The following is a 23,124-nucleotide window of genomic DNA, read 5'->3' as shown; positions in this document are numbered from 1 at the left end:
CCGCCGTCAGTCGAAGCAGACGGCAAAGCAGGCTTGGGTAATATCAAAAACATTACCCTGGTGGACAACAGCAACAATCGAATGTGACCAACGTCACGAACGAGACCAAGATTGCCCAGTCCAACGGTTACAGCCTCGTGACCTACAACGTCGAAGACCAAGGCATGTACGTGACCAACAACGTCATCGAAGCCGTAGGCCGTATGAACGAACAAGGTATCAAGTTCTTCCATACCAACGATGGCGAAGTGGAACCCGACGTACAGGCACGCAACAGCGAAGACTCCAGCGCGAGCGGCGCATACGCCACAGCGGTCGGCTACCAAGCCGCTTCCAAAGGCACCAACGCCATCGCCATCGGTAAAGGCGCCAAAGCCAATGCCGAGAACACCATCGCCATCGGTACCGGCAACATCGTCAGCGGCAAAAACTCCGGCGCCATCGGTGACCCGACCGTAGTAAGCGGCAACAGTTCTTACTCCATCGGTAACAACAACAACGTATCCGCCGACAACGCCTACGCACTGGGCAGCAACATCAAAGCCACGGTCAACGACTCCGTCTACCTCGGCGACCGCGCCCAAACCCAAGGCATCCATACGGCCGATGCGGCCAAAGGCGAAGCCTACACCTACGGCGGCCTGAACGACAAAGCCGTGGCAGGCAAAGCAGGTTCGGCTGCCGCCGCGAACAAAGTCGCCGGTGTCGTCACCGTCGGCAACGGTACGGACGAGACCCGTCAGGTACAAGGTGTGGCGGCAGGCGTGGTATCTGCGGATTCGACCGATGCGATCAACGGCAGCCAGTTGTATTACACCAATCAGGCGATTGCTAACGTAGCGACACAAGCGACAGCAGCGAAAACCGAAGTTACCGCAGGTAAGAACGTCGTCGTTAACCAAACGACCGGCAACAGCGGACAGACCGTGTATAACGTTGCTACTGCCGATAAACTCGACGTAGCCAGCGTAACCGCAGGCGGTGTAACCGTTAACGCGCAAGGTGTCAGCATCGCTGCACCGACCGCCCATAATCCGGCGAATACTGTCAGCCTCAGCCCGATCGGTCTGAACAACGGCGGACAACGCATCACCAACGTCGCTCCGGCGAAAGAAGGTACCGATGCGGTCAACCTGAACCAGCTCGCCGGCGTGGGTAACGCCCTGCAAAACAACATCGAACGCGTCGGCAAAAAAGCCTATGCAGGCGTGGCAGGTGCGATTGCACAAGGCTCGATTCCGCAAGTAACCCGTCCGGGTGCAACCGGTATCGGCGTGGGTAGCGGCTACTACGGTGGTCAATCCGCCATGGCAATCGGCGTGTCTGCGATGAGCGACGGCGGTAACTGGGTTGTTAAAGGCAACTTCTCTGCCAACACAGACGGCCACGTCGGTGTCGGGGCAGGTGCGTTGTACCAGTGGTAAGCTAACGACTCTTAGCTGAAGCAAAGCAAAGGTCGTCTGAAATCCAAAACAGGGTTTCAGACGACCTTTTTATATGAACGAAGGGAGCGTGAAGAAAGCAATTGCGAATAGGGAGGATTCGTATATTGTCGATATAAGACGGCGGGCATCAAGCAAAACTAAAAACTATTTGCAGAAGGGCGGTAGCGTCATGGAGAGAGTTGAGTGAGGGTAAACTGAAGTGGAAATATCTGTGCCAGAAATGGCAGCTCGTGGCTTGGCTTGTTTGTATTTGAATCCACGGCAGTCCAACATATCTGCGGTTTGCTGTCTTGTATCCGCTTGACTGTTTTCTCTATTCTTGATTTGCATCGTTGTAAAAAAGGTCGTCTGAAACCGAATACATTGGTTTTCAGACGACCTTTAAATTTGATGGCATATTTAAGCAGATTGTTCTTTTTTATCTCCGTTCCAAGGCGCAACTTTAAATAGCAGCAACATCCCAGGAATTCCCAACATGAAACACAGCCAGAAGAAATTGACGTAGCCCATCTTTTCAATCAGAAAACCTGCTGATGCGTTCATAAACGTGCGCGGTACGGCGGATAGACTGGTAAACAGGGCAAGTTGGGTGGCGGTAAAGGCGGGATTGGTTTCGCGCGCCATGTAGGCTACAAAGGCGGCAGTACCCAATCCGACACCGAATGCCTCCGCGCTGATAACGCCTGCGAGCATTGTTTTTTCGGTCAGGGTAATGATACCGAATTTGCCGAAGCCGGCCAGCCAGGCAAAGCCCAGGATAGTAACGAGCTGTACGACGCCGAAGAGCCACAGGGCTTTGTTGACGCCGAGTTTCAGCATCCAGATACCGCCGAGTATGCCGGCGATGACGGCGGGCCAGAGACCGGCGTTTTTGGCAATCAGACCGATGTCGGTTTTGCTGAAACCCATGTCGAGATAAAACGGAGTAGCCAGTGCAGTGGCCATGCTGTCGCCGAGTTTGTACAGGAAGATGAATAACAGCACCAAGATGGCTTGTTTTGTTCCTTTGCGCGAGAAAAATTCTTGAAACGGTTCAACTACGGTTTGAGTCAGCGTTCGCGGTGCAGTGGGCGGCATGTTTGGTTCTTGGGCAAGAAGCAGCGTCATCAATAGACCGGGCAGCATGAATAGCGAGGTAATGAGGAAGACGCTGTTCCACGGCATAATGTCGGCCAAAATCAGGCTCAACGAGCCGGGGACGAGGGCAGCGACGCGGTAGGCATTGACATGGATGGAGTTGCCTAGACCCAGTTCTTTGTCCGATAGGATTTCTCGGCGGAAGGCGTCCAGTACGATATCCTGACTGGCGGAAAAAAAAGCAACGGCAACGGAGAGGCCGACAATGATGGGCAGGTGTTGGTGCGGATTGAGGAATGCGTAGGCAGCAAGGGTCAGCAGCAGACCGATTTGCGTAACCAGCATCCAACCGCGTCGGCGACCAAGAAAGGGCGGGCGCACGGCATCCATTACGGGCGACCAGATAAATTTCCAAGTAAACGGCAGACCGATTAAAGACATCAGACCGATGGTTTTCAGGTCGATGTTTTCGGTGCGCAGCCAAGCAGGAATCAGGTTAATCAGGAAATAAAGCGGCAGCCCCGATGTGAAGCCCGTAAAAATACAAATCAGCATATTGCGCGAAAAAATCCGCTGCATAGTGCTTGGTTGGGAATCAGTCATAATGGATGAGCAGTACAAAAAGAAAGGCACATTGTAACAAATCCTGCGAAGCAGGGCGGGATTGCCTACTGTAATGGTTTAAAAACAAATGAGAGGGCGTGAATTGCCACAGTGTGGGCAAAAGAATTGTTTGATGTTTGGATGGGGTCGTCTGAAAATTTAGATTCTGTCAGTAAGAGATAAGCAGCAATATAGTGCCGACTATTCATTTATTTATTCAATTGCCGATTGCTTCCGCTATCGTTGCCAGAGTTGCATAGAAAAGTTAATATCCGTTAAATTATGGCAATCGCTGCCATACATAACAACCTACAAAGGAGCAAACTATGAACTTTCTGACTGCCGTCAGCCGGCAAATGACCCGATTCACCGCACTGATTATCGTCCTTGCCTCTATCGTCGCCTTTATCGAACCCGCTACCTTTTCATGGGTGAAAGGCGACACGCAAGTCGTCGTACTCGGCATCATTATGCTCGGCATGGGCATGACTCTAGGCAAAGAAGACTATCAAATTTTGGCTAAACGCCCGCTCGATATTTTCATCGGCGCAGTCGCCCAATACACCATTATGCCGCTGCTCGCCATCGGTATCGCCAAAGCCTTCAACCTTTCGCCAGGATTGACGCTGGGTTTGGTCTTGGTCGGTACTTGCCCGGGCGGAGTTTCGTCCAACATTATGAGTTTCCTTGCCAAAGGCGATGTTGCCTTCTCAGTCGGCATGACCACCGTCTCTACCGTCCTCGCCCCCGTTATGACGCCGCTGTGGATGACTTACCTTGTCGGACAAACCGTCGAAATGGACGGCTGGGGCATGTTCAAGTTTATGTTGCTCGTTACCCTGTTGCCCGTCGTTATCGGCTCTGCCGCCAATATGTTGCTGCACAAAAAACACTGGTTTGAAGATGTCCGCGCCATTATGCCCGCCGTTGCCGTTGCCGCCTTTGCCTGCATTGTCGGCGGTGTTGCCGCCGTCCACGGCCACCGCTTTGCCGAATCTGCCTTAGTTATGGTGCTCGCCATTGCCGCACACAATATCGGCGGCTACATCCTCGGCTATTACAGCGGCGCGCTGACTGGTATGAACACCGCCAAAAAACGTACCATCGCTATCGAAGTCGGCGTACAAAATGCCGGTCTTGCCACGGGTCTGAGCGCCAAATTCTTCCCGGGTAACGCCGAATCCGCCGTCGCTACCGCCGTCGCCTGCGTCTGGCACTCCGTATCGGGAACTGTCTTGGGCAACTTATTCGCTTGGTGGGATAAGCGTAAGCAATAAGCTGCGGTGGTCGGTTCAGTCTTCAATCAATAATCAAAAGGTCGTCTGAAAAACATTTTTCAGACGACCTTTTTGTGTCATGCGGATGAAAACGGCTTTAGCGGTTTTTCAATCCCAAAACGTCCTGCATATCGTATAAACCTGTTTTGCCGTTGGCCCAAACTGCGGCGCGGACGGCGCCGGCGGCGAAGGTCATGCGGCTGCTGGCTTTGTGGGTGATTTCGACGCGTTCGCCGTCGGTGGCGAAGAGGGCGGTGTGGTCGCCGACGATGTCGCCTGCGCGGACGGTAGCGAAGCCGATGGTGGACGGATCGCGTGGGCCGGTGTGGCCTTCGCGGCCGTAAACGGCGCATTGTTTGAGGTCGCGGCCGAGTGCGTCGGCGATGACTTCGCCCATGCGCAGGGCGGTGCCGCTGGGGGCGTCGACTTTGTGGCGGTGGTGGCCTTCGATGATTTCGATGTCGTAGCCTTCGTTGAGGACGCGGGCGACGGTGTCGAGGATGTGGAAGGTGAGGTTGACGCCGACGCTGAAGTTGGCGGCGAAGACGATACCTGTTTTTTCGCCTGCGGCTTGGATGGCGGCTTTGCCTGCGTCGTCGAAGCCGGTGGTGCCGATGATGATGTTGACGCCTTTTTCAACGCATTTTTGCAGGTGTTTGAGGGTGGGCTCGGGGCGGGTGAAGTCGATGAGTACGTCGCTTTGGGCGAGGACGGTATCAACGTCGTCTGAAATGGCGACGCCGGTTTTGATGCCGGAGGCGAAACCTGCGTCCAAGCCTAAGACTTCAGAGCCTGAATGTTCGAGTGCGCCGGAGAGGACGGTGTCGGGATGGTTGTTGACGGCTTCAACCAGTACGCGCCCCATGCGGCCGTTAACGCCGGCGATGGCGATTTTTAATGCGCTCATGCGGTTTCCTTAATGATTATTGTGCAGTTTGGGCTGCTTTTTGTTCGGCTTGGAGGGTTTCGATGGATTTTTGGATGGCATCGCCTTCTGCGCGGACAAGGACGTCGTTTTCAAAATAAACGGTGAGGTTGCTGCGGTCTTTGATGATGCCGTTGCGGCTGGTATTGAAGGTGTAGTCCCAGCGGTCGGCATGGAATGCGTCGCGCAGCAGAGGGGTGCCGAGCAGGAGTTGGACTTGGTCGCGGCTCATGCCTGCTTGGAGGGAGACAACGGCGCGGGGATCAAGTTCGTTGCCTTGGATGACTTTGAGTTTGTAGGAGGGGAACAGGGAAACGCGTTCGGCGCTGCATGCGGAAAGTCCGATGAGGGCGGCGAGGGCAAGACAGAGGGGTTTGTTCACGGATATGCCTTTCTGTTCGAATTCGGGTGGAAGGGTATCATTGCTTGAATTTTTTGAAAAAGCAAACGATAATCATCTCTTTGATTATAATTTCAGCCTGCTATCGTTTGTATGCAAACAAAACTTGTGGTTTTATTGCAAACCGCTATGGCGTAATAGTGGGCAAGCGGGCTGAAATTGCGTATTATAACGTCTATTACTTCACAGGGATATTGAATATTATGGAAAAATTCAGCAATATTGCGCAATTGAAAGACAGCGGTTTGAAGGTTACCGGTCCGCGTTTGAAAATCTTGGATTTGTTCGAGTCGCATGCTGAAGAGCATTTGAGTGCCGAAGATGTGTACCGTATTTTGCTGGAAGAGGGTGTGGAAATCGGCGTAGCGACGATTTACCGCGTGTTGACCCAGTTCGAGCAGGCAGGCATTTTGCAGCGCCACCATTTTGAAACCGGCAAGGCGGTTTACGAATTGGACAAAGGCGACCACCACGACCATATCGTCTGCGTGAAATGCGGCGAGGTAACGGAATTCCACAATCCTGAAATCGAAGCCTTGCAAGACAAAATCGCGGAAGAAAACGGCTACCGCATCGTTGACCACGCGCTTTATATGTACGGCGTGTGCGGCGAATGCCAAGCGAAGAGCAAACGCTGATTCCCGTTTTAAAAGATGTTTGATGTTCAGACGACCTCGGATGAAAATTTGGGGTCGTCTGAAATTTTTTGCGGAACATGAACATCATGCCGCTGCAAATCAGAATAATATAGTGGATTAAATTTGAATCAGGACAAAGCGAGGCAACGCCGTACCGGTTTAAAGTTAATCCACTATACCTTAGGATTTTTAATGAGTATCCCCTTGCTTTACCCTAATGATTACACTTTTCCTGACCCGTTTTACGCGCTGGAAGAATGCGACGGCGTGGTCGGTATCAGCCGCGATTTGGACACGGGACGGCTGCTGTCGGCGTATCGGCAGGGGATTTTCCCGTGGTTCAGCGAAGACGGTTGGTTTTTTTGGCACACCATAGATCCGCGCGCCGTCATCGTGCCTGAAAATCTGCATATCGGGCGTTCGTTGGCGAAAACCTTGCGCAACAAACCCTATCGGGTAACGGTCAACCAATGTTTCGAAACCGTCATTGCGCATTGCGCCGCCTTTCCGCGCCCCGGTCAGGACGGCACATGGATTGTTCCCGAATTCCAAGCCGCTTATACCGAGCTGCACCGCTTGGGTCATGCGCATTCGTTTGAATGTTTCTATCCCGATGAAACAGGTCGTCTGAAACTGGCGGGCGGCTTTTACGGCGTACAAATCGGACGGGTGTTTTACGGAGAATCCATGTTCGCCCTTGAGCCGGATGCCTCCAAAATTGCTTTCGCGCGAGCCGTCCCGTTTCTTGCCGGACTGGGCATTGAGTTGATTGACTGTCAGCAAGATACCCTGCATATGCATCGTTTCGGTTCGGAACCGATACCGTTCGCCGAATTTCAGACGACCTTGCAACGCTTGAACGCTTTGCCTTTGAAGGAAGCTTTGTGCGCGAGGGTGGTAGGTGGAACGTTGGAATAGCGGCAAGATATATAGTGGATTAACTTTAAACCAGTACGGCGTTGCCTTGCCGTACTATCTGGTCTGCAGCTTCGTCGCCTTGTCCTGATTTAAAGTTAATCCACTATAGAGTCGGCTTCGAGTCAGAAGCGAATAGCAAAAGGTCGTCTGAAAACGCAAAAATGAGGTTTTCAGACGACCTTTTTTAAAGATTGCGCCTTACAAATCAAATTCAGCCACGACCGGCGCATGGTCGCTGGGACGTTCTTGCGCGCGCGCGTCCAAATCGACATAAACGTCTTTCAACACGGCAGACAGGGCGGGGCTGATGAGCTGGTGGTCGATGCGCAGTCCGAGTTTGCGTTGGAACATTGCGCCGCGATAGTCAAACCAAGTGTAAAACGCGCCTTCGGGGTGGATTTGGCGCAGGCTGTCGGTCAGGCCTAAATCCAGCAGATTTTTGAACCACTGTCTCTCGATGGATGAGCAGTGGATTTTTTCATGCCATTTTTCGGGGTCGTAGCAGTCGGCATCGGCAGGCGCGATATTGAAGTCGCCGAGCAAGACCAGTTTTTCGTGGTGGGTCATTTCGTCGCGGACAAATTCAGTCAATGCGGCAAACCATTGTTCTTTATATTGGAATTTCGGGCTGTCGAGGGCTTCGCCGTTGACGCAATAGACATTGATGACGCGCACGCCGTTGACGGTTGCGGAGATGACGCGGCGTTGCGGGTCGTCGGGCAGGGCAGGCAGGCCGACGTGCACGTCTTGCGGTTCGCTGCGGCTGATGATGGCGACGCCGTTGTAGGTTTTTTGTCCGCTCCAAACGCTGTGCCAGCCCATCATTTGCAGGGCGGCAGCAGGAAATTTGTCTTGGTCGAGCTTGAGTTCTTGCAAGACGAGGATATCGGGCTGATGGTCGGCAAGCCAGTTTTGCACCTGCGGCAGGCGCACGTTGAGGGAATTGACGTTCCAAGTGGTGATTTTCATGCGGATTCCGTGTGTGAGGGTCGTCTGAAAAGCATTTCGGGCTTATCGGGCAGAATAAGGACAAAACAAAGCGGTTCATGAAAACCGCTTTGTTGGGTAAACGGGACGCTATTGTATCATCAGGGGATTTCGGCGGCTGCCGGTTTGAAACAAAAATCCGTTTGAGAAAACAAGGCTCAACAGCCTTTAGGCGGCTTTACGGTTTTCCAAATTGCGCAACGTATCGAGGATGACGGCGGCTTCTTCGGATACCAGCCGGTATTCGATGATGCGGTGGTAGCGGGTGAAATCGATCAGACCTTCGGAGCGCAGGCGCGCGAGGTGGTTGGAAACGGCGGTCGCAGGCTGTCCGAGCGCTTCGGATAATTCGGCAATGCTGCGTTCGCTGTCCATCAGCATGAACAAAATGGTCATGCGGTCGGGGTTGGCGATGAGTTTGAGAAGGGAAGAGAGACGTTTGGTTTCCATAGTGAGGCTTTCTTTATCAATAAGATTGGTTTTTAGGGGTTGAAATGGTAGGGCAAAATGAGTTTGATTCTTTTTGCGTTTATCCGTAAATTCAACCGTTTATATCGGGTAAGTATAAAGCAAGCAGCGTGAAAAAGGAGTATGTCCGTTAAAATTTATCGTAAATAATTGTTGTTTCGCCGGCTTTTGAGAAAGTAACCGAATCGGGTGAATATGTTTTTGGAATGTGGATAAAGGTTCTCATTTTATTTTTGTGTTTATAAAAACTAAAGAAACTATTTCTATACAAAGTGTTATCGGCGGTGTCGTATTTGGGAACTGTGTCGGGAGGTTCGAAATATTATTGGGGTCGTCTGAAAACAGAGGCAGGGAAGGGCTGTCGGGGAGTGTGATATTTTGCCGACACTTAAAGAGGTGTGGCGGATTGATATCACAGATTATTTTTGTAGCGGGATTGGGTTTTTGAAGGTTTGCGCGTCGGTTTTAGATTAATTTATGATGCATGCTTGAGATTGAATAATCAGGAGATTTTTTGGATTTGGAAAGTGAAGGGATGGAAACGGTCAGGCAATGTCAGTCTGAAGAATGACTGATTCAAAAAATGATAAGCGGTGTAAATTTTATACAAATGGTATTTTTTATTGTAAATAATATAAATTGCGTTATAATCATAAAAAATTACATTAGCATTATAAATAAGCTAATACATTATAAAAAATAACATTTTTGCCGTCTGTATGGGGTATGGGGAGTGCTGTTCATGCAGGAGCGGCAGTATTTGCGGGAAAATATCATTTATGGATACCGACTTTCTGTCTTCGGGCGGTCTTGTGCTGACGGGCTGTGCAGCGGCATTTGTGCTGGTAACCTGCCTGTCTAAAAATACGCCTGTCAAACAATTTATCAGCCGTTTCGCCGTCAATGTCCGTGCGGATTGCAGCTTGGACGAATCTGTCTATCATGAGTTTCGCGGCTTGGATATTTATCGGGACGGGCAGCATGAACAGATTGATTATGTTTATGTATCCTGTTTCGGGATTTTCGTGGTTGCCACGCCGAATTATCAGGGCAGGATTTGGGGCGACGACGGCAATGGGATGTGGACGCAGAAGTTTCACAAAAGCAAGACGCTGTTTCCCAACCCTTTGTTGAAAAACCAGCAATACATTCGGATTTTGTCTGAGAAGCTCCACCTGCCGACGCGGGCGTTTTCTTCGGTGGTGGTTTTTCCGGGTAATTGCCAATTTCAAACCATGATGCCGGACAATGTTACTGAAGACTCTGATTTTGCGGAATATATTTCACAATATACAGAAGTCGTGCTGATGCCCGAAGAAGTCAAGCAAATCAGGGAAGTGCTGGAAGGCTATGAATTTGATTTGGTTTTCAACCGGCAGAGGTTTGAATCGCATGTATGAACAGGGTGGGGCGGATTGGGCATAATCGGTTTTTATGTATTGCAGATTGCCCACTTTATAAACCTTCCCAAAAAAAACGTCGTCTGAATCGTTTTCAGACGACGTTTTTCTTCAGAGATTTTTAAGGTTCCGAGCGCCCCAAAACCATCGCGTCCCCGTAGCTGAAAAAACGGTATTCATGTTCGACCGCATGGCGGTACACCGCGCGGATGTGTTCCATGCCCGAAAACGCGCTGACGAGCATCAGAAGCGTGGATTTGGGCAGGTGGAAATTGGTAATCAGGCGGTCGATGACGCGGAAGCGGTAGCCCGGCGTGATGAAAATATCGGTGTCGCCCTGTCCCGCTTTCAGACGACCTGTCTCGCGCGCGGCGGATTCGAGGGCGCGCATGGAAGTGGTGCCGACTGCCCAAACTTTGTTTCCGCGCGTATGGGCGGCTTCGATGGCGGCGACGGTTTCGGGCGGTACGTCAAACCACTCGCTGTGCATTTTGTGTTCTTCGATTTTGTCCACGCGCACGGGCTGGAACGTTCCCGCGCCGACGTGCAGGGTGACTTCCGCCGTTTCCACGCCTTTGGCTTTCAGACGACCTAAAAGCTCGTCTGTAAAATGCAAACCTGCCGTCGGCGCCGCGACCGCGCCCTGATGTTTGGCATAGACGGTTTGATAGCGCGTGTCGTCATCTGCGCCGGCAGCGCGTTCGATATAGGGCGGCAGCGGCAAATGGCCGTTTTGCTCCAGCAGCTCGTAAACGGTTTGTTCGCCTTCAAAGCGCAGGCAGAACAGTTCGTCCGCCCGCTCCACCATGACGGCACAAATATCGCCTTCAAAAATCAGCTTCGTGCCGGGTTTGGGCGATTTGGACGAACGGATGTGCGCCAGCGCGGTGTGATTGTCCAAAACGCGCTCTATCAAGGCTTCGATTTTGCCGCCGCTCTCTTTTTGCCCGAAAAGCCGCGCTTTCATGACTTTGGTGTTGTTGAACACCAAAACGTCACCCGCCTCAATATAATCAGGCAAATCGCCGAACACGCGGTCTTGCAGCGGCATATCGGGCAGCGCGACCAAAAGACGGCTGCTGCCGCGTACTTCGGGCGGATGCTGGGCAATTAATCGGTCGGGCAGGGTGAAATCGAAATCGGAAATGTCCATAATCTTATTTTGATACTTACAAATTTTGTCAGGCGGTCATTATACGCACTTTGGCTTTTTTCAGACGACCTTTTCCCTTCATAAACCAACAAATTAGAATAAACACTCATTGAAAAAATACGCATTCGGGCGAAATCTCCGAATTTGCCCGTTTTGTTCAAAAACCGCCTTTTTTCGAGATTTTGCTAGACATTTGTCGGCAAGTTCGGGAAAATAGTCAAATTCATTTACGGGGTTTCTGCTCCTGCGAATGCCCTTTATGCAACCCAATACCGTCCGGCTTGCGCCGTTGCCGCAGGCCGGTTGTTTTCTGAAATATCACGCAACAAACACGGCCGCTTCACGACATTTTGGCCGTATCGTAAAGGAACGAAAATGGATTTGCGCAAGTTAAAAAAACTGATTGATTTAGTAGAAGAATCAGGTATCGCCGAAATCGAAGTTACTGAAGGCGAGGAAAAAGTCCGCATCACCCGCGCCACCGCCGCTCCGGCTCCCGTTTATGCAGCGCCCGCCCAAGTAGCGGTGCCTGCCCCTGCACCCGCCGCCGCGCCTGCCGCAGCAGCAGCCCCCGCTCCCGCAGCCCCAGCCGCACGCGACCTGTCCAACGCGCAAAAATCGCCTATGGTCGGTACGTTCTACCGCGCGCCCGGCCCGAATGCCGCCTCCTTCGTCGAAGTCGGTCAGCAAGTCAAAGCCGGCGATACGCTGTGTATCATCGAAGCGATGAAGTTGATGAACGAAATCGAAGCCGAGAAATCCGGTACGGTTAAAGAGATTCTGGTGGAAAACGGTACGCCTGTGGAATTTGGCGAGCCGCTTTTCATCATCGAATAATTCGTTTTCAGACGACCTTCCGGATTGCGTGGAGGTCGTCTGAAATGCTTTCCAACTCAGGATTTCCACCATGCGCCTGTTGTTAGCCATCTTCCTGCCCTTCGCCGTATTCTTCACCATCGGCCGTCCGATTGCGGGCATCATCTGTCTGATTCTCCAATTCACCTTAATCGGCTGGATTCCTGCCGCCATGTGGGCGGTGTACGCGTTGAGCCAATACAAGACCGATGAAAAAATCCGCAATGCGTTGGGCAAAAGGTAACAAGCAGGTCGTCTGAAACCACAGGAAAGGTCATCATGCTGAAAAAAGTATTAATCGCCAACCGAGGCGAAATCGCGCTGCGCGTCCTGCGAGCCTGCCGTGAAATGGGCATCGCCACCGTCGCCGTGCATTCCGAAGCCGACAAAGACAGTCTGCACGTCAAACTTGCCGACGAATCCGTGTGCATCGGCCCTGCCGCTTCCGCACAAAGCTATCTTAATATCCCTGCCATCATCGCCGCCGCAGAAGTTACCGGCGCGGATGCCATCCACCCGGGCTACGGCTTCCTTGCCGAAAACGCCAATTTTGCCGAACAGGTCGAACAATCCGGCTTCATCTTCATCGGCCCCAAAGCCGAAACCATCCGCCTGATGGGCGACAAAGTTTCCGCCAAACACGCGATGATTGAAGCGGGCGTGCCTTGCGTTCCGGGTTCGGACGGCGCCCTGTCCGACGATCCCGCTGAAATCCTCAAAACCGCCGATAAAGTCGGTTATCCCGTGATTATCAAAGCATCGGGCGGCGGCGGCGGACGCGGTATGCGTGTGGTCGAGAAAAAAGAAGACCTGATCAAATCCGTCGAAATGACCAAAGCCGAAGCAGGCGCGGCGTTCGGCAACCCGATGGTCTATATGGAACGCTACCTGCAACGCCCGCGCCACGTCGAAATCCAAGTGCTCGCCGACGAACACGGCAACGCCATCTACCTTGCCGAGCGCGATTGCTCCATGCAGCGGCGCCACCAAAAAGTCATCGAAGAAGCCCCCGCTCCCTTCATCGACGAAAAAGCCCGCGAAAAAATCGGCAAAGCCTGTACCGACGCCTGCAAACGTATCGGCTACCGTGGCGCAGGTACGTTTGAATTCCTGTATGAGAACGGCGAATTCTTCTTTATCGAAATGAACACCCGCGTCCAAGTCGAACACCCCGTTACCGAGCTGATTACCGGCGTGGACATCGTACAGGAACAAATCCGCATTGCCGGCGGCCTGCCTTTGCAATACAAGCAAAAAGACATCCACATCGAAGGCCATGCTTTCGAGTGCCGCATCAATGCCGAAGACCCGTACAACTTCATCCCCAGCCCAGGCCTGATTGAAAGCTGCCACCTGCCCGGCGGCTTCGGTATCCGCGTGGACAGCCATATTTACCAAGGCTACCGCATCCCGCCGTACTACGACAGCCTGATCGGCAAAGTCTGCGTCATCGGCAAAACCCGCGAGCAGGCAATGGCAAAAATGCGCGTCGCCCTCGCCGAGCTTGCCGTAACCGGCATCAAAACCAATACCCCGCTGCACCGCGATTTGTTCAGCGACCCCGGTTTTGAAAAAGGCGGCGTCAGCATCCACTATCTGGAACACTGGCTGGAAGAACGCAAAGCCAAACAGGACAAATAAAACCGTCCCGTTTGGATAGTCGAAGGTCGTCTGAAAAACCGAATGGCTTTCAGACGACCTTTTTTCAGACAGGTTGAATTCTGATTTCGGGCATACAACCGCGATTGCCGACAAGCCTATAATTATGACTGAGTAAGCCTGTCCGCCGCCATTTCACGCAAGAAAAAACGTGTTCAGGCAAAAAAAACGATTCAATCACACTGTTACGCCAATAGCCGAAACATACCGCAAACAACCAAAATTGCGTATTTGACCGTCGTTTCCTAATTTCAGACGACCCCACCGAGAAAGCCCATCATGTCCTATCAACAAATCACCATCAACGTCAACGACGCCGTCGCCGAACGCCTCGCTGACGCCCTGATGGAACACGGCGCACTCTCCGCCGCCATTGAAGATGCCTACGCAGGCACCGAAAACGAACAAGCCATCTTCGGCGAACCCGGTATGCCGACCGAACAAATCTGGCAGCAAAGCAAAGTCATCGCCTTGTTCGGTGAAAACGACGATGCCGCAGCCATGATTCAAGCCGCCAGCCAAGCATGCGGGTTGAAAGACTTGGCATACACCAGCGAAATCCTTGCCGACCAAGACTGGGTGCGCCTGACCCAAGCGCAGTTCGACCCCATCCAAATTTCCGAACGCCTGTGGATTACCCCCTCTTGGCACGAAGCGCCCAACAGCAATGCCGTCAACCTCCAGCTCGACCCCGGCCTTGCCTTCGGTACCGGCAGCCATCCGACCACCCGCCTCTGCCTCAAGTGGCTGGACACACAACTCAAAGGCGGCGAAAGCGTCCTCGACTACGGCTGCGGCTCCGGCATCCTGACCATCGCCGCCCTCAAGCTTGGCGCAGGTTCTGCCGTCGGCGTCGATATTGACGAACAAGCCATCCGCGCCAGCAAGGACAACGCCGCACAAAACAACGTCGATGCACAGTTCTACCTGCCCGACGGTTTGCCGCAAGGACAATTCGACATCGTCGTCGCCAACATCCTCGCCAATCCCCTGCGCATGCTCGGCGAAATGCTCGCCGCCCGCACCAAACAGGGCGGCCGCATCGTGTTGTCCGGTTTACTGGACGAACAAGTTGAAGAACTCAGCGGCATTTACCGCCAATGGTTCGACATCGAACCCGCCGAAATCGACGAAGGCTGGGCAAGGCTCAGCGGCGTCAAACGCTGATAGCGATACGCTCAAACAAAAGGTCGTCTGAAAACCGATTCAGGTTTCAGACGACCTTTTTCATGCCAATCCTGTATTAATAATTGGTCGAACAGAACTGCTCACGCTTGTCCGCATCGGCGGCATAACACGTCAAGCCCATGCCCGCCGCGTTGCTGTTGCTCGCCTTCGCTCCCGGTTTTTTGTTCACTAAAACCTTGCCGTTTTTCCCGATTTCGACGGTTACGCCTTTACCGTTTTTCAGCTTCCATTTCAACACCTGCGCATCGGCATTCTGACACTTGTTGACCGTACAGCCGCCTTCAGCCGCGACATTACCGTTTTTATAAATCACACACTGCTGCTGGCTGTCGGTACAGGCCGCATAGGCAGCAACGGAAAAACAGGAAATCAGCGCGGCAAATAAAACAGGTTTCATGGTTTGGACTCCTTGGATGGTGATGATGGGTTTGCAATATCTCAAACTATACGCCTGTTTATATCTGCAAGCCATCGGTTATGACGGCTGGTTGCAATTGCATTGCCATTAAAGCATAATGTCATAATCGACACTGTTGTATGATAAAAGGAATAATAAATGAAGAAGTTGTTTTTGGCTGCCCTTGTTTCCGTCACATTGGCAGGCTGTTTCGGTAATAATTTCAGCTGGACCAACGCCCGGCAAATCAGGCAGGGCATGAGTGAAAGAGAAGTGATTGCATTGATGGGCAAACCGACCAGAATCCAACCCTCTCCGATAGGGCTGGTCTATATATGGGGACACCTCAATGCCGTCACCGGCTCCGTCAAGACTACATCAGTCATTGTCAATGATGGCATTGTGGCTGCCGATCCTATCATTCTGGGTGATCGCAGCCTACCGCTCAATATTTATTGATGGTTTAAAAAATAATGATATAAACCGCCTGATTGGGGCGGTTTTTGCATTTTCAGGTCGTCTGAATTGGCGTTTCTCTTTGGCAGAAGGGTTTGAACTTTGGGCATGTTTATCAAATATAGTGGATTCGATTTAAAAAAAGAGCCGCAAATCATTTTGCAGCTCTTTTTAATACCCGCCTTACCGCTTCAACTTCGCAAACGCATCCGCCATCGCCGAATTGGTCGGGGCGCGGTCGTTGCGTTGGGGTTTGCGGTCGCGGCGTTCGGAGTGTTTGTTTTGGCGAAACTCGCTACGCTCGTTTTCAGACGACCTGTTGCCTTTGGCTGCGCCCGGTTCGTCATCCAAGCGCATGGTCAGCGCGATGCGTTTTCTGGCGGCATCGACTTCCAGCACTTTCACTTTCACCACGTCGCCGGCTTTCACCACTTCGCGCGGGTCTTGGACGAATTTATTGGACAGGGCGGAGATGTGCACCAAGCCGTCCTGATGGACGCCGATGTCCACGAACGCGCCGAAGTTGGCGACGTTGGAAACCACGCCTTCGAGTATCATGCCGACTTGCAAGTCGCTGATTTCGTGGATGCCTTCGGCAAATGAGGCCGTCTGAAATTCGCCGCGCGGGTCGCGGCCGGGTTTTTCCAGTTCGGACAGGATGTCCAAAATGGTCGGCAGGCCGAAGCGTTCGTCGGTGAAGTCGGACGCTTTGATTTGCTTCACACGCTCGCGGTTGCCGATGAGTTCGGCGGCGGTAATGCCTTGTTGCGCCAGCATTTTGGCGACGACGGGATAGGCTTCGGGGTGGACGGCGCTCGCATCCAGCGGTTCTTTGCCGCCGTTAATCCGCAAAAAGCCTGCTGCCTGCTCGAAGGTTTTTTCGCCCAAACGCGGTACTTTCAGCAATTTTTTGCGGCTGTCGAACGCGCCGTTTTCATCGCGGTAGGCGACGATGTTTTGGGCAAGGGTTTGATTTAAGCCGGAAATCCGCGCCAAGAGCGGGGCAGAGGCGGTATTCACGTCTACGCCGACGGCGTTCACGCAGTCTTCGACCACCGCGTCCAGTGATTTGGCGAGCTGGCTTTGGTTCACGTCGTGCTGATACTGCCCCACGCCGATGGATTTGGGGTCGATTTTGACCAACTCGGCGAGCGGGTCTTGCAGCCTGCGGGCGATGGATACTGCGCCGCGCAGGGAAACGTCCAAGTCGGGGAACTCGCGCGCCGCCAGTTCGGACGCGGAATAAATCGACGCGCCGGCTTCGGAGACGACGATTTTGTGCAGCCCCATTTCCGGCATTCCGCGCACCAGTTCGCTTGCGATTTTGTCGGTTTCGCGGCTGGCGGTGCCGTTGCCGATGGCGATGAGTTTCACGCCGTGCTGCTTAATCAGGCGCGACAGCGTTGCCAACATATTGTTTTCTTGGTGCAAATAGACAATGACCGTATCCAGCAGCTTGCCCGTGTCGTCCACCACGGCGCATTTCACGCCGTTGCGGTAGCCGGGGTCGAGACCCAGCGTAGTCAACCGTCCGGCGGGCGCGGCGAGCAGCAAGTCTTTGAGATTGCGGGCGAACACGGTAATCGCGTCGGTGTCGGCGGCTTCTTTCAGACGACCTAAGGCTTCAAGTTCCAGCGACAAAAAGATTTTCGCGCGCCAAGTCAGACGCACGGTGTCGCGCAGCCATTTGTGGTCGTCTGAAACCTTGAAGCGGCGGGCGATGAGTTGCTCGTATTCGCTTTGCTGCGTAATCGGCGTGTCGTCGGGCTGATATTTGAGCGCGATGTTCAACACGCCTTCGTTGCGGCCGCGCAAAACCGCCAGCGCGCGGTGGCTGGGCATGGCGCGGACGGGTTCGCGGTGGTCGAAATAATCGCTGAATTTTTCGCCTTCGGTTTCTTTGCCTTCAACGACTTGCGCGTGGATTTCGGCTTCGTTCCACAGCTTGTCGCGCAGCGTGCCGATGAGTTCCGCGTCTTCGGCAAACTGCTCCATCAGAATCGCGCGCGCGCCGTCCAGCGCGGCTTTGGCGTCGGGGACGTTTTCGTTCAGGTAGCCCTGCGCGGCGGCTTCCACGTCCTGCGGCTGCTCGGCAAGCAACACGTCCGCCAGCGGCTGCAAACCGTGTTCGCGCGCGATTTGCGCTTTGGTGCGGCGTTTGGGCTTGTAGGGCAGATACAGGTCTTCCAGCGCGGTTTTGTTGTCGGCGGCTTCGATTTGCGCCCTGAGGTCGTCTGAAAGCTTGCCTTGCTCTTCAATGCTTTTTAAAACAACGGCTTTGCGCTCTTCCAACTCGCGCAGGTATTGCAGCCGCTCGGCAAGCTGGCGCAGCTGCGTGTCGTCCAGCCCGCCCGTGGCTTCCTTGCGGTAGCGGGCGATAAAGGGCACGGTCGCGCCGTCGTCCAAAAGCTCGACGGCGGCGGTGATTTGCGCGGCAGTGGCGGAGAGTTCTTGAGAGAGGATTTGGGTGATGTTCATGGGGGTCCTTTGGATGGGTGCAGGCTGCCTGAAAGGCAAATACGATATATTGAGCAATGAATGTTTTGTTTGGAAATAGGGAAGTCTGATTCAAAAATCCAGCCGCACTTTGGCTACTCCATTTTTTCCATTATGGAAGATAGCCTATATTTTGCTGTTCTAATATGTTCATTGATTTTGTTGGCTATGATTACAAGTTCAGTCATTTTACTGTGCTTCAGTTCTTGGTCAGCTTGCGTTTCCAGAAAGTAGAGATAGCTTTTAAAAGTCCCCCAAAACATATTCATTTCGCCACATATATCATATATATTGCGCGATAAATCTGGAAAAAATAAATCACAATAAGCATTGATCAAATCACAGGATGTGCATATTTCTGAATACGTTGCATCATATTGCTCTGCAGTTATCTGTGCTTCCCTTTTTATATTGATGCCGGTCGAAGAAAACTCACGAGAAATTCTACTTAATAATTGATGAATTTCCAGTAACATCCTTTTCCTCTCTGCTAACTTCTTTTCAATTTGTTCCCTTTGATGTTTTTGATGCTCCATTTCTAATTGAAAATTTTGATTGGATTGGGTGGTTTTGTAGGCAACAAATGCGCTGATAGATGTGCTGATTACTGCGCCTACCGCACCGCCTCCTAAGAAGGTAAAAATTTCAATACTCATATTACTCATAGTGTTTTAAAATTTATTTGTTAAGTGTCTATAAATTGGGTTTTCAGACGGCCTGAAACTACCGTTTCAACGCTTCCAATTCGGCAATATCTTCCGCTTCCGCCTGCCGCGCCATGTGCGCCAAACGGTTTTGCCTGAACAGTCCGTATTGTTCGCCGGCAAACGCTTCCATTTGCTTGTGGCTGCGCGTGCCTTTGCCTTCCAATACGGCGAAGCCGTTGTCGGCGATGATGCTGTCTATGCGGTTTTGCCAAAACGAAAGCGTCAGGCCTTGCCGGTTTTTGGCGCGCAGTTCCGCGCTTTCCAGAAAGATGACGGTCAGGCGGTTGAGTGTGTCGATTTCGTCGGCGGTCAGGTAGTTTTTGGCGATGACGATATCGGCTTTGCGTACACGTTCGCCGCTCCAGGATGTCAGCCCCATATTGGGGGCGTTGCCGTCGGCGCGGTGGCAGACGAGTTCGGCGGCGGTTTGCTGCGTTACGGCGTAAATCAGTTTGTTTTGTGCTTGGGCGAAAAACATCTGCGTGGCTTTGTCGGTGGGGTCGTAATCGGCGGAGAGTTTGAACAGTTCGCGCACTTTTTGATAAAACCGCATTTCGCTGGCGCGGATATCGCGGATTTTTTCCAGCAGTTCGTCAAAGTAATCCACGCGTCCATTGGGATTTTTCAGGCGTTTGTCGTCCAGCACGAAGCCTTTTTCCAAATAGCCCGTCAAAACCTCGTTAGCCCAACGGCGAAACTGCACGCCGCGTTTGCTGCGCACTCGGAAGCCGATGGCCAGAATCATTTCCAAAGTATAGTGTTTGACTTGGTATTGCTTGCCGTCTGCGGCAGTTATTAAGAAATCCTTAATAACTGAATTCTCATCCAACTCTTTGTCTTCCAATATATTTTTGATATGCGTTGCGATGTTTGGCACGGAGGTGTCAAAAAGTTCGGCCAGTTGGCTTTGATTGAGCCAAACGGTGTGTTCCTGCACCAGCAGGTTTACTTGGGTGCGGCCGTCTTCGGTTTGGTAAATCAGGATGTCGGACATGGGTTTTCCCCGTTTGCAGGTAAAGGTCGTCTGAAAAATATTGCCGGTTTATTCCTCATCACATTCTTCGTCATCTTCATCTTCATCGTCATAAGAAGTGTAGAGCCAACTGTCCCAGCCGAACAGTTCGAGCAGCGTGTCGAAGCGGTTTTGGTCGGCGGTGCCGATAAATACGCCGTTTGCGTTGCCGTTTTCGGCGAAGCAAAGCAGGATGATTTCGTGAAAACCGTCGGTGTAGAAGCGTTGGTTTTTTTGGCGGAGTTCTATGATTTCGGTGCGGTTTTGTTGGATAAAACGTGCAGCTTGGGCATCTGTCGATTCTTCGTCCATGATGTTGGCGCAGTAGTGCAGCCCGCCCATGGCGGCGTTGGTGTAAGCCAGTTCCAGCAGTAGGGTGCGGGTGTCGGGCAGGTGCGGCTGCCATTTGTAGCTTTCGGTTTCATCGGTGTAAAAGCCGATATGGATGGGCGGGTTGTCTTGCGCCAAATCGGCTTTAGCAATGCCGCACAGAAATACGCTTTGGTTTTCTTCCATCAGCACCAGATAATCGCCGTCAAAATCTATCTTTTCCAATGGCAACAATCGGTTAAACGACTGATTGACCGCCTCGCTGCCGCCCAATGTAAGCAGATATTCGCGCAACATGGCGGGGAAGCGGATGCCTAGGCGTTGTTCGGCAGCAGTGATTTCGGCTTCGGGCAGACCGCAGGGTAGGGGGTCAAGTTGATAGAGGGTGGCGATATTTTGCAGATAATTCATGGAGTAATCTGGGGTAGGGGTCGTCTGAAAAACACGCTATTATAAAGGATTAACTTGGTGCCGAACGTCCTTTCAGACGACCCCTTCTTACATTTTCAGCTAAAATACGCGCCATTAAAGGACAAAGCCATGATGACGCCCGAAACCCAGAAACAGCTCAAAATTACCGACGTTTCCGCCAAGAAGCTCGACAAACTCAACCTCCATACCGCGTGGGATTTGGTTTTGCATCTGCCGCTGCGTTACGAGGACGAGACGCACATCATGCCGATTAAGGATGCACCAATCGGTGTGCCGTGTCAGGTCGAGGGTGAAGTTATCCATCAGGAAGTAACGTTCAAACCGCGCAAGCAGCTGATTGTCCAAATCGCCGACGGTTCCGGCAGCGTCCTTTTTCTGCGTTTCATACACTTTTACGCCAGCCATCAGAAGCAGATGGCGGTCGGCAAACGCATCCGTGCCGTGGGCGAAATCAAACACGGGTTTTACGGCGACGAGATGATTCATCCTAAAATCCGCGATGCCGAGAGCAGCGGTTTGGCGGAAAGCCTCACGCCCGTCTATCCGACTGTAAACGGCTTGAACCAGCCTACTTTGCGCCGCATCATTCAGACGGCGTTGGACGTTACGCCGCTGCACGACACGCTGCCCGATGCCTTATTGGGTCGTCTGAAACTGCCGCACCTCGCCGAAAGCCTGCGCCTTTTGCATTCGCCGCCGCCGAGTTTCACCATCCACCAGCTTTCCGACGGCGCGCTGCCTGCATGGCAGCGGCTCAAATTCGACGAACTTTTGGCGCAACAGCTTTCCATGCGGCTGGCGCGGCAGAAGCGCGTCAGCGGCACGGCGGCGGCATTGGGCGGCGACGGCACATTGACCCAAGCCCTGCGCCACGCCTTGCCGTTTGCCCTGACCGATGCCCAAGAAAGGGTCGTGTCCGAAATCCGCCGCGACATGGCGCAAACCCACCCCATGCACCGCCTGCTGCAAGGCGATGTCGGCAGCGGCAAAACCATCGTCGCCGCCTTGTCCGCGCTGACCGCCATCGAATCCGGCGCGCAGGCGGCTGTGATGGCGCCGACCGAAATCCTTGCCGAACAGCACTTTATCAAGTTCAAACAATGGCTCGAACCTTTAGGTCTCGAAGTCGTCTGGCTCTCCGGCAGCCAGCGCAAGAAAGCCAAAGACGAAGCCAAAGCCAAACTTGCCGACGGCACCGTCAAAATCGCCGTTGGCACGCACGCCCTGTTTTCAGACGACGTCGAGTTCCAAAATCTCGGCTTGGTGATTGTGGACGAACAACACCGCTTCGGCGTCGCCCAACGCCTCGCCCTCAAAAACAAAGGGCGCGACGTCCACCAGCTGATGATGTCCGCCACGCCCATCCCGCGCACGCTCGCCATGAGTTTTTTCGCCGACTTGGACGTGTCCGTCATCGACGAATTGCCGCCCGGGCGCACCCCGATTAAAACCCGCCTTGTCAACAACGTCCGCCGCGCCGAAGTCGAAGGCTTCGTCCTCAACATCTGCCGCAAAGGGCAGCAGGCATACTGGGTCTGCCCGCTGATTGAAGAAAGCGAAACCCTGCAACTGCAAACCGCCACCGAAACCCTAGCCCAGCTTCAGGCAGCCTTGCCCGAACTCAACATCGGCTTGGTACACGGGCGCATGAAGGCCGCCGAAAAAGCCGAAGTCATGGCGGAATTTGCCGCAGGTCGTCTGAACGTCTTGGTTGCCACCACCGTCATCGAAGTCGGCGTAGATGTGCCCAACGCCGCCCTGATGGTGATCGAACACGCCGAGCGCATGGGCTTGGCGCAGCTGCATCAATTACGCGGACGGGTAGGGCGCGGCGCGGCGGAAAGCGTGTGTGTCCTCCTGTTTGCCGAACCCTTGAGCGAACTTGCCAAAGCGCGGCTGAAAGTCATCTACGAACACACCGACGGCTTCGAAATCGCCCGCCAAGACCTCAACATCCGAGGCCCCGGCGAATTTCTCGGCGCGCGCCAAAGCGGCGTCCCCATGCTGCGCTTCGCCAACCTCGAAGAAGACCTGCACCTCTTGGAACAAGCGCGCGAAATTGCCCCCTTGCTGATTGAACAAAACCCCGAAATCGTCGAAGCGCATCTGGCAAGGTGGCTTGCCAGCAGGGAAGGATATTTGGGCGTGTGAGGTCGTCTGAAAAGGCTTCGCCTGCGGATAGAGTGGATTAACTTTAAACCGGTACGGCGTTGCCTAGCCTTAGCTCAAAGAGAACGATTCTCTAAGGTGCTGAAGCACCAAGTGAATCGGTTCCGTACTATCTGTACTGTCTGCGGCCTC

Annotated in this window: 22 protein-coding genes; 11 read left to right on the top strand and 11 right to left on the bottom strand. The window is 53.0% G+C overall.

Annotation, left to right across the window (positions count from 1 at the left end):
- Positions 1-83 precede the first annotated feature (83 nt).
- A complete protein-coding gene (locus tag HMPREF1051_RS07030; protein ID WP_036492368.1) occupies positions 84-1,424 on the top strand; it encodes a YadA family autotransporter adhesin in 1,341 nt (446 codons plus the stop codon).
- Between the two features lie 420 nt (positions 1,425-1,844).
- Here the strand turns inward: HMPREF1051_RS07030 and HMPREF1051_RS07025 are convergent, their stop codons facing one another.
- Positions 1,845-3,125 carry an MFS transporter gene (locus tag HMPREF1051_RS07025; protein WP_036492365.1) on the bottom strand — a complete coding sequence of 427 codons (1,281 nt, stop codon included), beginning with the start codon at positions 3,123-3,125 and terminating at the stop codon, positions 1,845-1,847.
- 326 nt (positions 3,126-3,451) lie between these two features.
- Here HMPREF1051_RS07025 and HMPREF1051_RS07020 point away from each other — a divergent pair, with 326 nt between their 5' ends.
- Positions 3,452-4,402 carry a bile acid:sodium symporter family protein gene (locus HMPREF1051_RS07020; protein ID WP_003757204.1) on the top strand — a complete coding sequence of 317 codons (951 nt, stop codon included), beginning with the start codon at positions 3,452-3,454 and terminating at the stop codon, positions 4,400-4,402.
- 97 nt (positions 4,403-4,499) lie between these two features.
- On the opposite strand, the gene dapB is transcribed toward HMPREF1051_RS07020, so the two are convergent.
- Positions 4,500-5,309 (bottom strand): 4-hydroxy-tetrahydrodipicolinate reductase, encoded by an 810-nt coding sequence (dapB, locus tag HMPREF1051_RS07015; RefSeq protein ID WP_003766314.1) that lies wholly within the window; start codon positions 5,307-5,309, stop codon positions 4,500-4,502.
- A 16-nt stretch (positions 5,310-5,325) separates the two neighbouring features.
- Positions 5,326-5,709, bottom strand: a complete 384-nt coding sequence (locus HMPREF1051_RS07010) for an outer membrane protein assembly factor BamE (RefSeq protein ID WP_003757199.1) — start codon at positions 5,707-5,709, stop codon at positions 5,326-5,328.
- A gap of 158 nt (positions 5,710-5,867) precedes the next feature.
- On the opposite strand from HMPREF1051_RS07010, the gene fur reads away from it, so the two are divergent.
- Entirely contained in the window at positions 5,868-6,365 is a 498-nt protein-coding gene (gene fur / locus HMPREF1051_RS07005) for a ferric iron uptake transcriptional regulator (protein WP_003766333.1), read from the top strand.
- Between the two features lie 192 nt (positions 6,366-6,557).
- Positions 6,558-7,283, top strand: a complete 726-nt coding sequence (gene aat / locus HMPREF1051_RS07000) for a leucyl/phenylalanyl-tRNA--protein transferase (RefSeq protein WP_003766330.1) — start codon at positions 6,558-6,560, stop codon at positions 7,281-7,283.
- A 198-nt stretch (positions 7,284-7,481) separates the two neighbouring features.
- On the opposite strand, the gene xth is transcribed toward aat, so the two are convergent.
- Positions 7,482-8,252, bottom strand: coding sequence for an exodeoxyribonuclease III (xth, locus tag HMPREF1051_RS06995; RefSeq protein ID WP_003766323.1), 771 nt, complete (start codon positions 8,250-8,252; stop codon positions 7,482-7,484).
- A gap of 186 nt (positions 8,253-8,438) precedes the next feature.
- Positions 8,439-8,720, bottom strand: coding sequence for an ArsR/SmtB family transcription factor (locus tag HMPREF1051_RS06990; RefSeq protein ID WP_003766347.1), 282 nt, complete (start codon positions 8,718-8,720; stop codon positions 8,439-8,441).
- A 797-nt stretch (positions 8,721-9,517) separates the two neighbouring features.
- Between HMPREF1051_RS06990 and HMPREF1051_RS06985 the strand changes: the two genes are divergently transcribed.
- Positions 9,518-10,138: a nuclease-related domain-containing protein gene (locus HMPREF1051_RS06985; RefSeq protein ID WP_003766306.1), complete on the top strand. Its 621-nt coding sequence runs from the start codon at positions 9,518-9,520 to the stop codon at positions 10,136-10,138.
- Between the two features lie 121 nt (positions 10,139-10,259).
- On the opposite strand, the gene queA is transcribed toward HMPREF1051_RS06985, so the two are convergent.
- The gene (gene queA, locus HMPREF1051_RS06980; RefSeq protein WP_003766310.1) at positions 10,260-11,291 is read right to left on the bottom strand and encodes a tRNA preQ1(34) S-adenosylmethionine ribosyltransferase-isomerase QueA; all 1,032 of its coding nucleotides are present in this window, start codon (positions 11,289-11,291) and stop codon (positions 10,260-10,262) included.
- Positions 11,292-11,666: 375 nt separating this feature from the next.
- Here queA and accB point away from each other — a divergent pair, with 375 nt between their 5' ends.
- The 4 genes from accB (at position 11,667) to prmA (ending at position 14,972) form a co-directional block, all read left to right on the top strand.
- A complete protein-coding gene (gene accB / locus HMPREF1051_RS06975) occupies positions 11,667-12,128 on the top strand; it encodes an acetyl-CoA carboxylase biotin carboxyl carrier protein (RefSeq protein WP_003766308.1) in 462 nt (153 codons plus the stop codon).
- A gap of 70 nt (positions 12,129-12,198) precedes the next feature.
- Positions 12,199-12,390, top strand: coding sequence for a YqaE/Pmp3 family membrane protein (locus HMPREF1051_RS06970; protein WP_003741645.1), 192 nt, complete (start codon positions 12,199-12,201; stop codon positions 12,388-12,390).
- Between the two features lie 35 nt (positions 12,391-12,425).
- Positions 12,426-13,787: an acetyl-CoA carboxylase biotin carboxylase subunit gene (accC, locus tag HMPREF1051_RS06965; RefSeq protein ID WP_003757186.1), complete on the top strand. Its 1,362-nt coding sequence runs from the start codon at positions 12,426-12,428 to the stop codon at positions 13,785-13,787.
- Positions 13,788-14,084: 297 nt separating this feature from the next.
- Positions 14,085-14,972, top strand: a complete 888-nt coding sequence (prmA, locus tag HMPREF1051_RS06960) for a 50S ribosomal protein L11 methyltransferase (RefSeq protein WP_003757185.1) — start codon at positions 14,085-14,087, stop codon at positions 14,970-14,972.
- Positions 14,973-15,048: 76 nt separating this feature from the next.
- Here prmA and HMPREF1051_RS06955 read toward each other — a convergent pair whose 3' ends face one another.
- On the bottom strand, positions 15,049-15,390 hold the full coding sequence (locus HMPREF1051_RS06955) for a hypothetical protein (protein ID WP_003766327.1): 342 nt from the start codon (positions 15,388-15,390) through the stop codon (positions 15,049-15,051).
- Positions 15,391-15,549: 159 nt separating this feature from the next.
- On the opposite strand from HMPREF1051_RS06955, the gene HMPREF1051_RS06950 reads away from it, so the two are divergent.
- On the top strand, positions 15,550-15,849 hold the full coding sequence (locus HMPREF1051_RS06950) for a membrane protein (RefSeq protein ID WP_003766302.1): 300 nt from the start codon (positions 15,550-15,552) through the stop codon (positions 15,847-15,849).
- A 180-nt stretch (positions 15,850-16,029) separates the two neighbouring features.
- On the opposite strand, the gene HMPREF1051_RS06945 is transcribed toward HMPREF1051_RS06950, so the two are convergent.
- The 4 genes from HMPREF1051_RS06945 to HMPREF1051_RS06930 form a co-directional block, all read right to left on the bottom strand.
- The gene (locus HMPREF1051_RS06945) at positions 16,030-18,324 is read right to left on the bottom strand and encodes a Tex family protein (RefSeq protein WP_003766351.1); all 2,295 of its coding nucleotides are present in this window, start codon (positions 18,322-18,324) and stop codon (positions 16,030-16,032) included.
- A 113-nt stretch (positions 18,325-18,437) separates the two neighbouring features.
- Complete coding sequence (locus tag HMPREF1051_RS06940; protein ID WP_003766325.1) at positions 18,438-18,998, bottom strand: hypothetical protein; 561 nt, start codon at positions 18,996-18,998, stop codon at positions 18,438-18,440.
- Between the two features lie 67 nt (positions 18,999-19,065).
- Positions 19,066-20,043 (bottom strand): virulence RhuM family protein, encoded by a 978-nt coding sequence (locus HMPREF1051_RS06935; RefSeq protein WP_003766316.1) that lies wholly within the window; start codon positions 20,041-20,043, stop codon positions 19,066-19,068.
- A 48-nt stretch (positions 20,044-20,091) separates the two neighbouring features.
- Positions 20,092-20,802, bottom strand: coding sequence for an SMI1/KNR4 family protein (locus HMPREF1051_RS06930; RefSeq protein ID WP_003766319.1), 711 nt, complete (start codon positions 20,800-20,802; stop codon positions 20,092-20,094).
- A gap of 129 nt (positions 20,803-20,931) precedes the next feature.
- On the opposite strand from HMPREF1051_RS06930, the gene recG reads away from it, so the two are divergent.
- On the top strand, positions 20,932-22,974 hold the full coding sequence (gene recG, locus HMPREF1051_RS06925) for an ATP-dependent DNA helicase RecG (RefSeq protein ID WP_155815305.1): 2,043 nt from the start codon (positions 20,932-20,934) through the stop codon (positions 22,972-22,974).
- Positions 22,975-23,124: the final 150 nt, after the last annotated feature.

Source organism: Neisseria sicca VK64 (genome assembly GCF_000260655.1).
GTDB lineage: Bacteria > Pseudomonadota > Gammaproteobacteria > Burkholderiales > Neisseriaceae > Neisseria > Neisseria sicca_B.
This window is presented reverse-complemented; position numbering and strand designations above follow the sequence as displayed.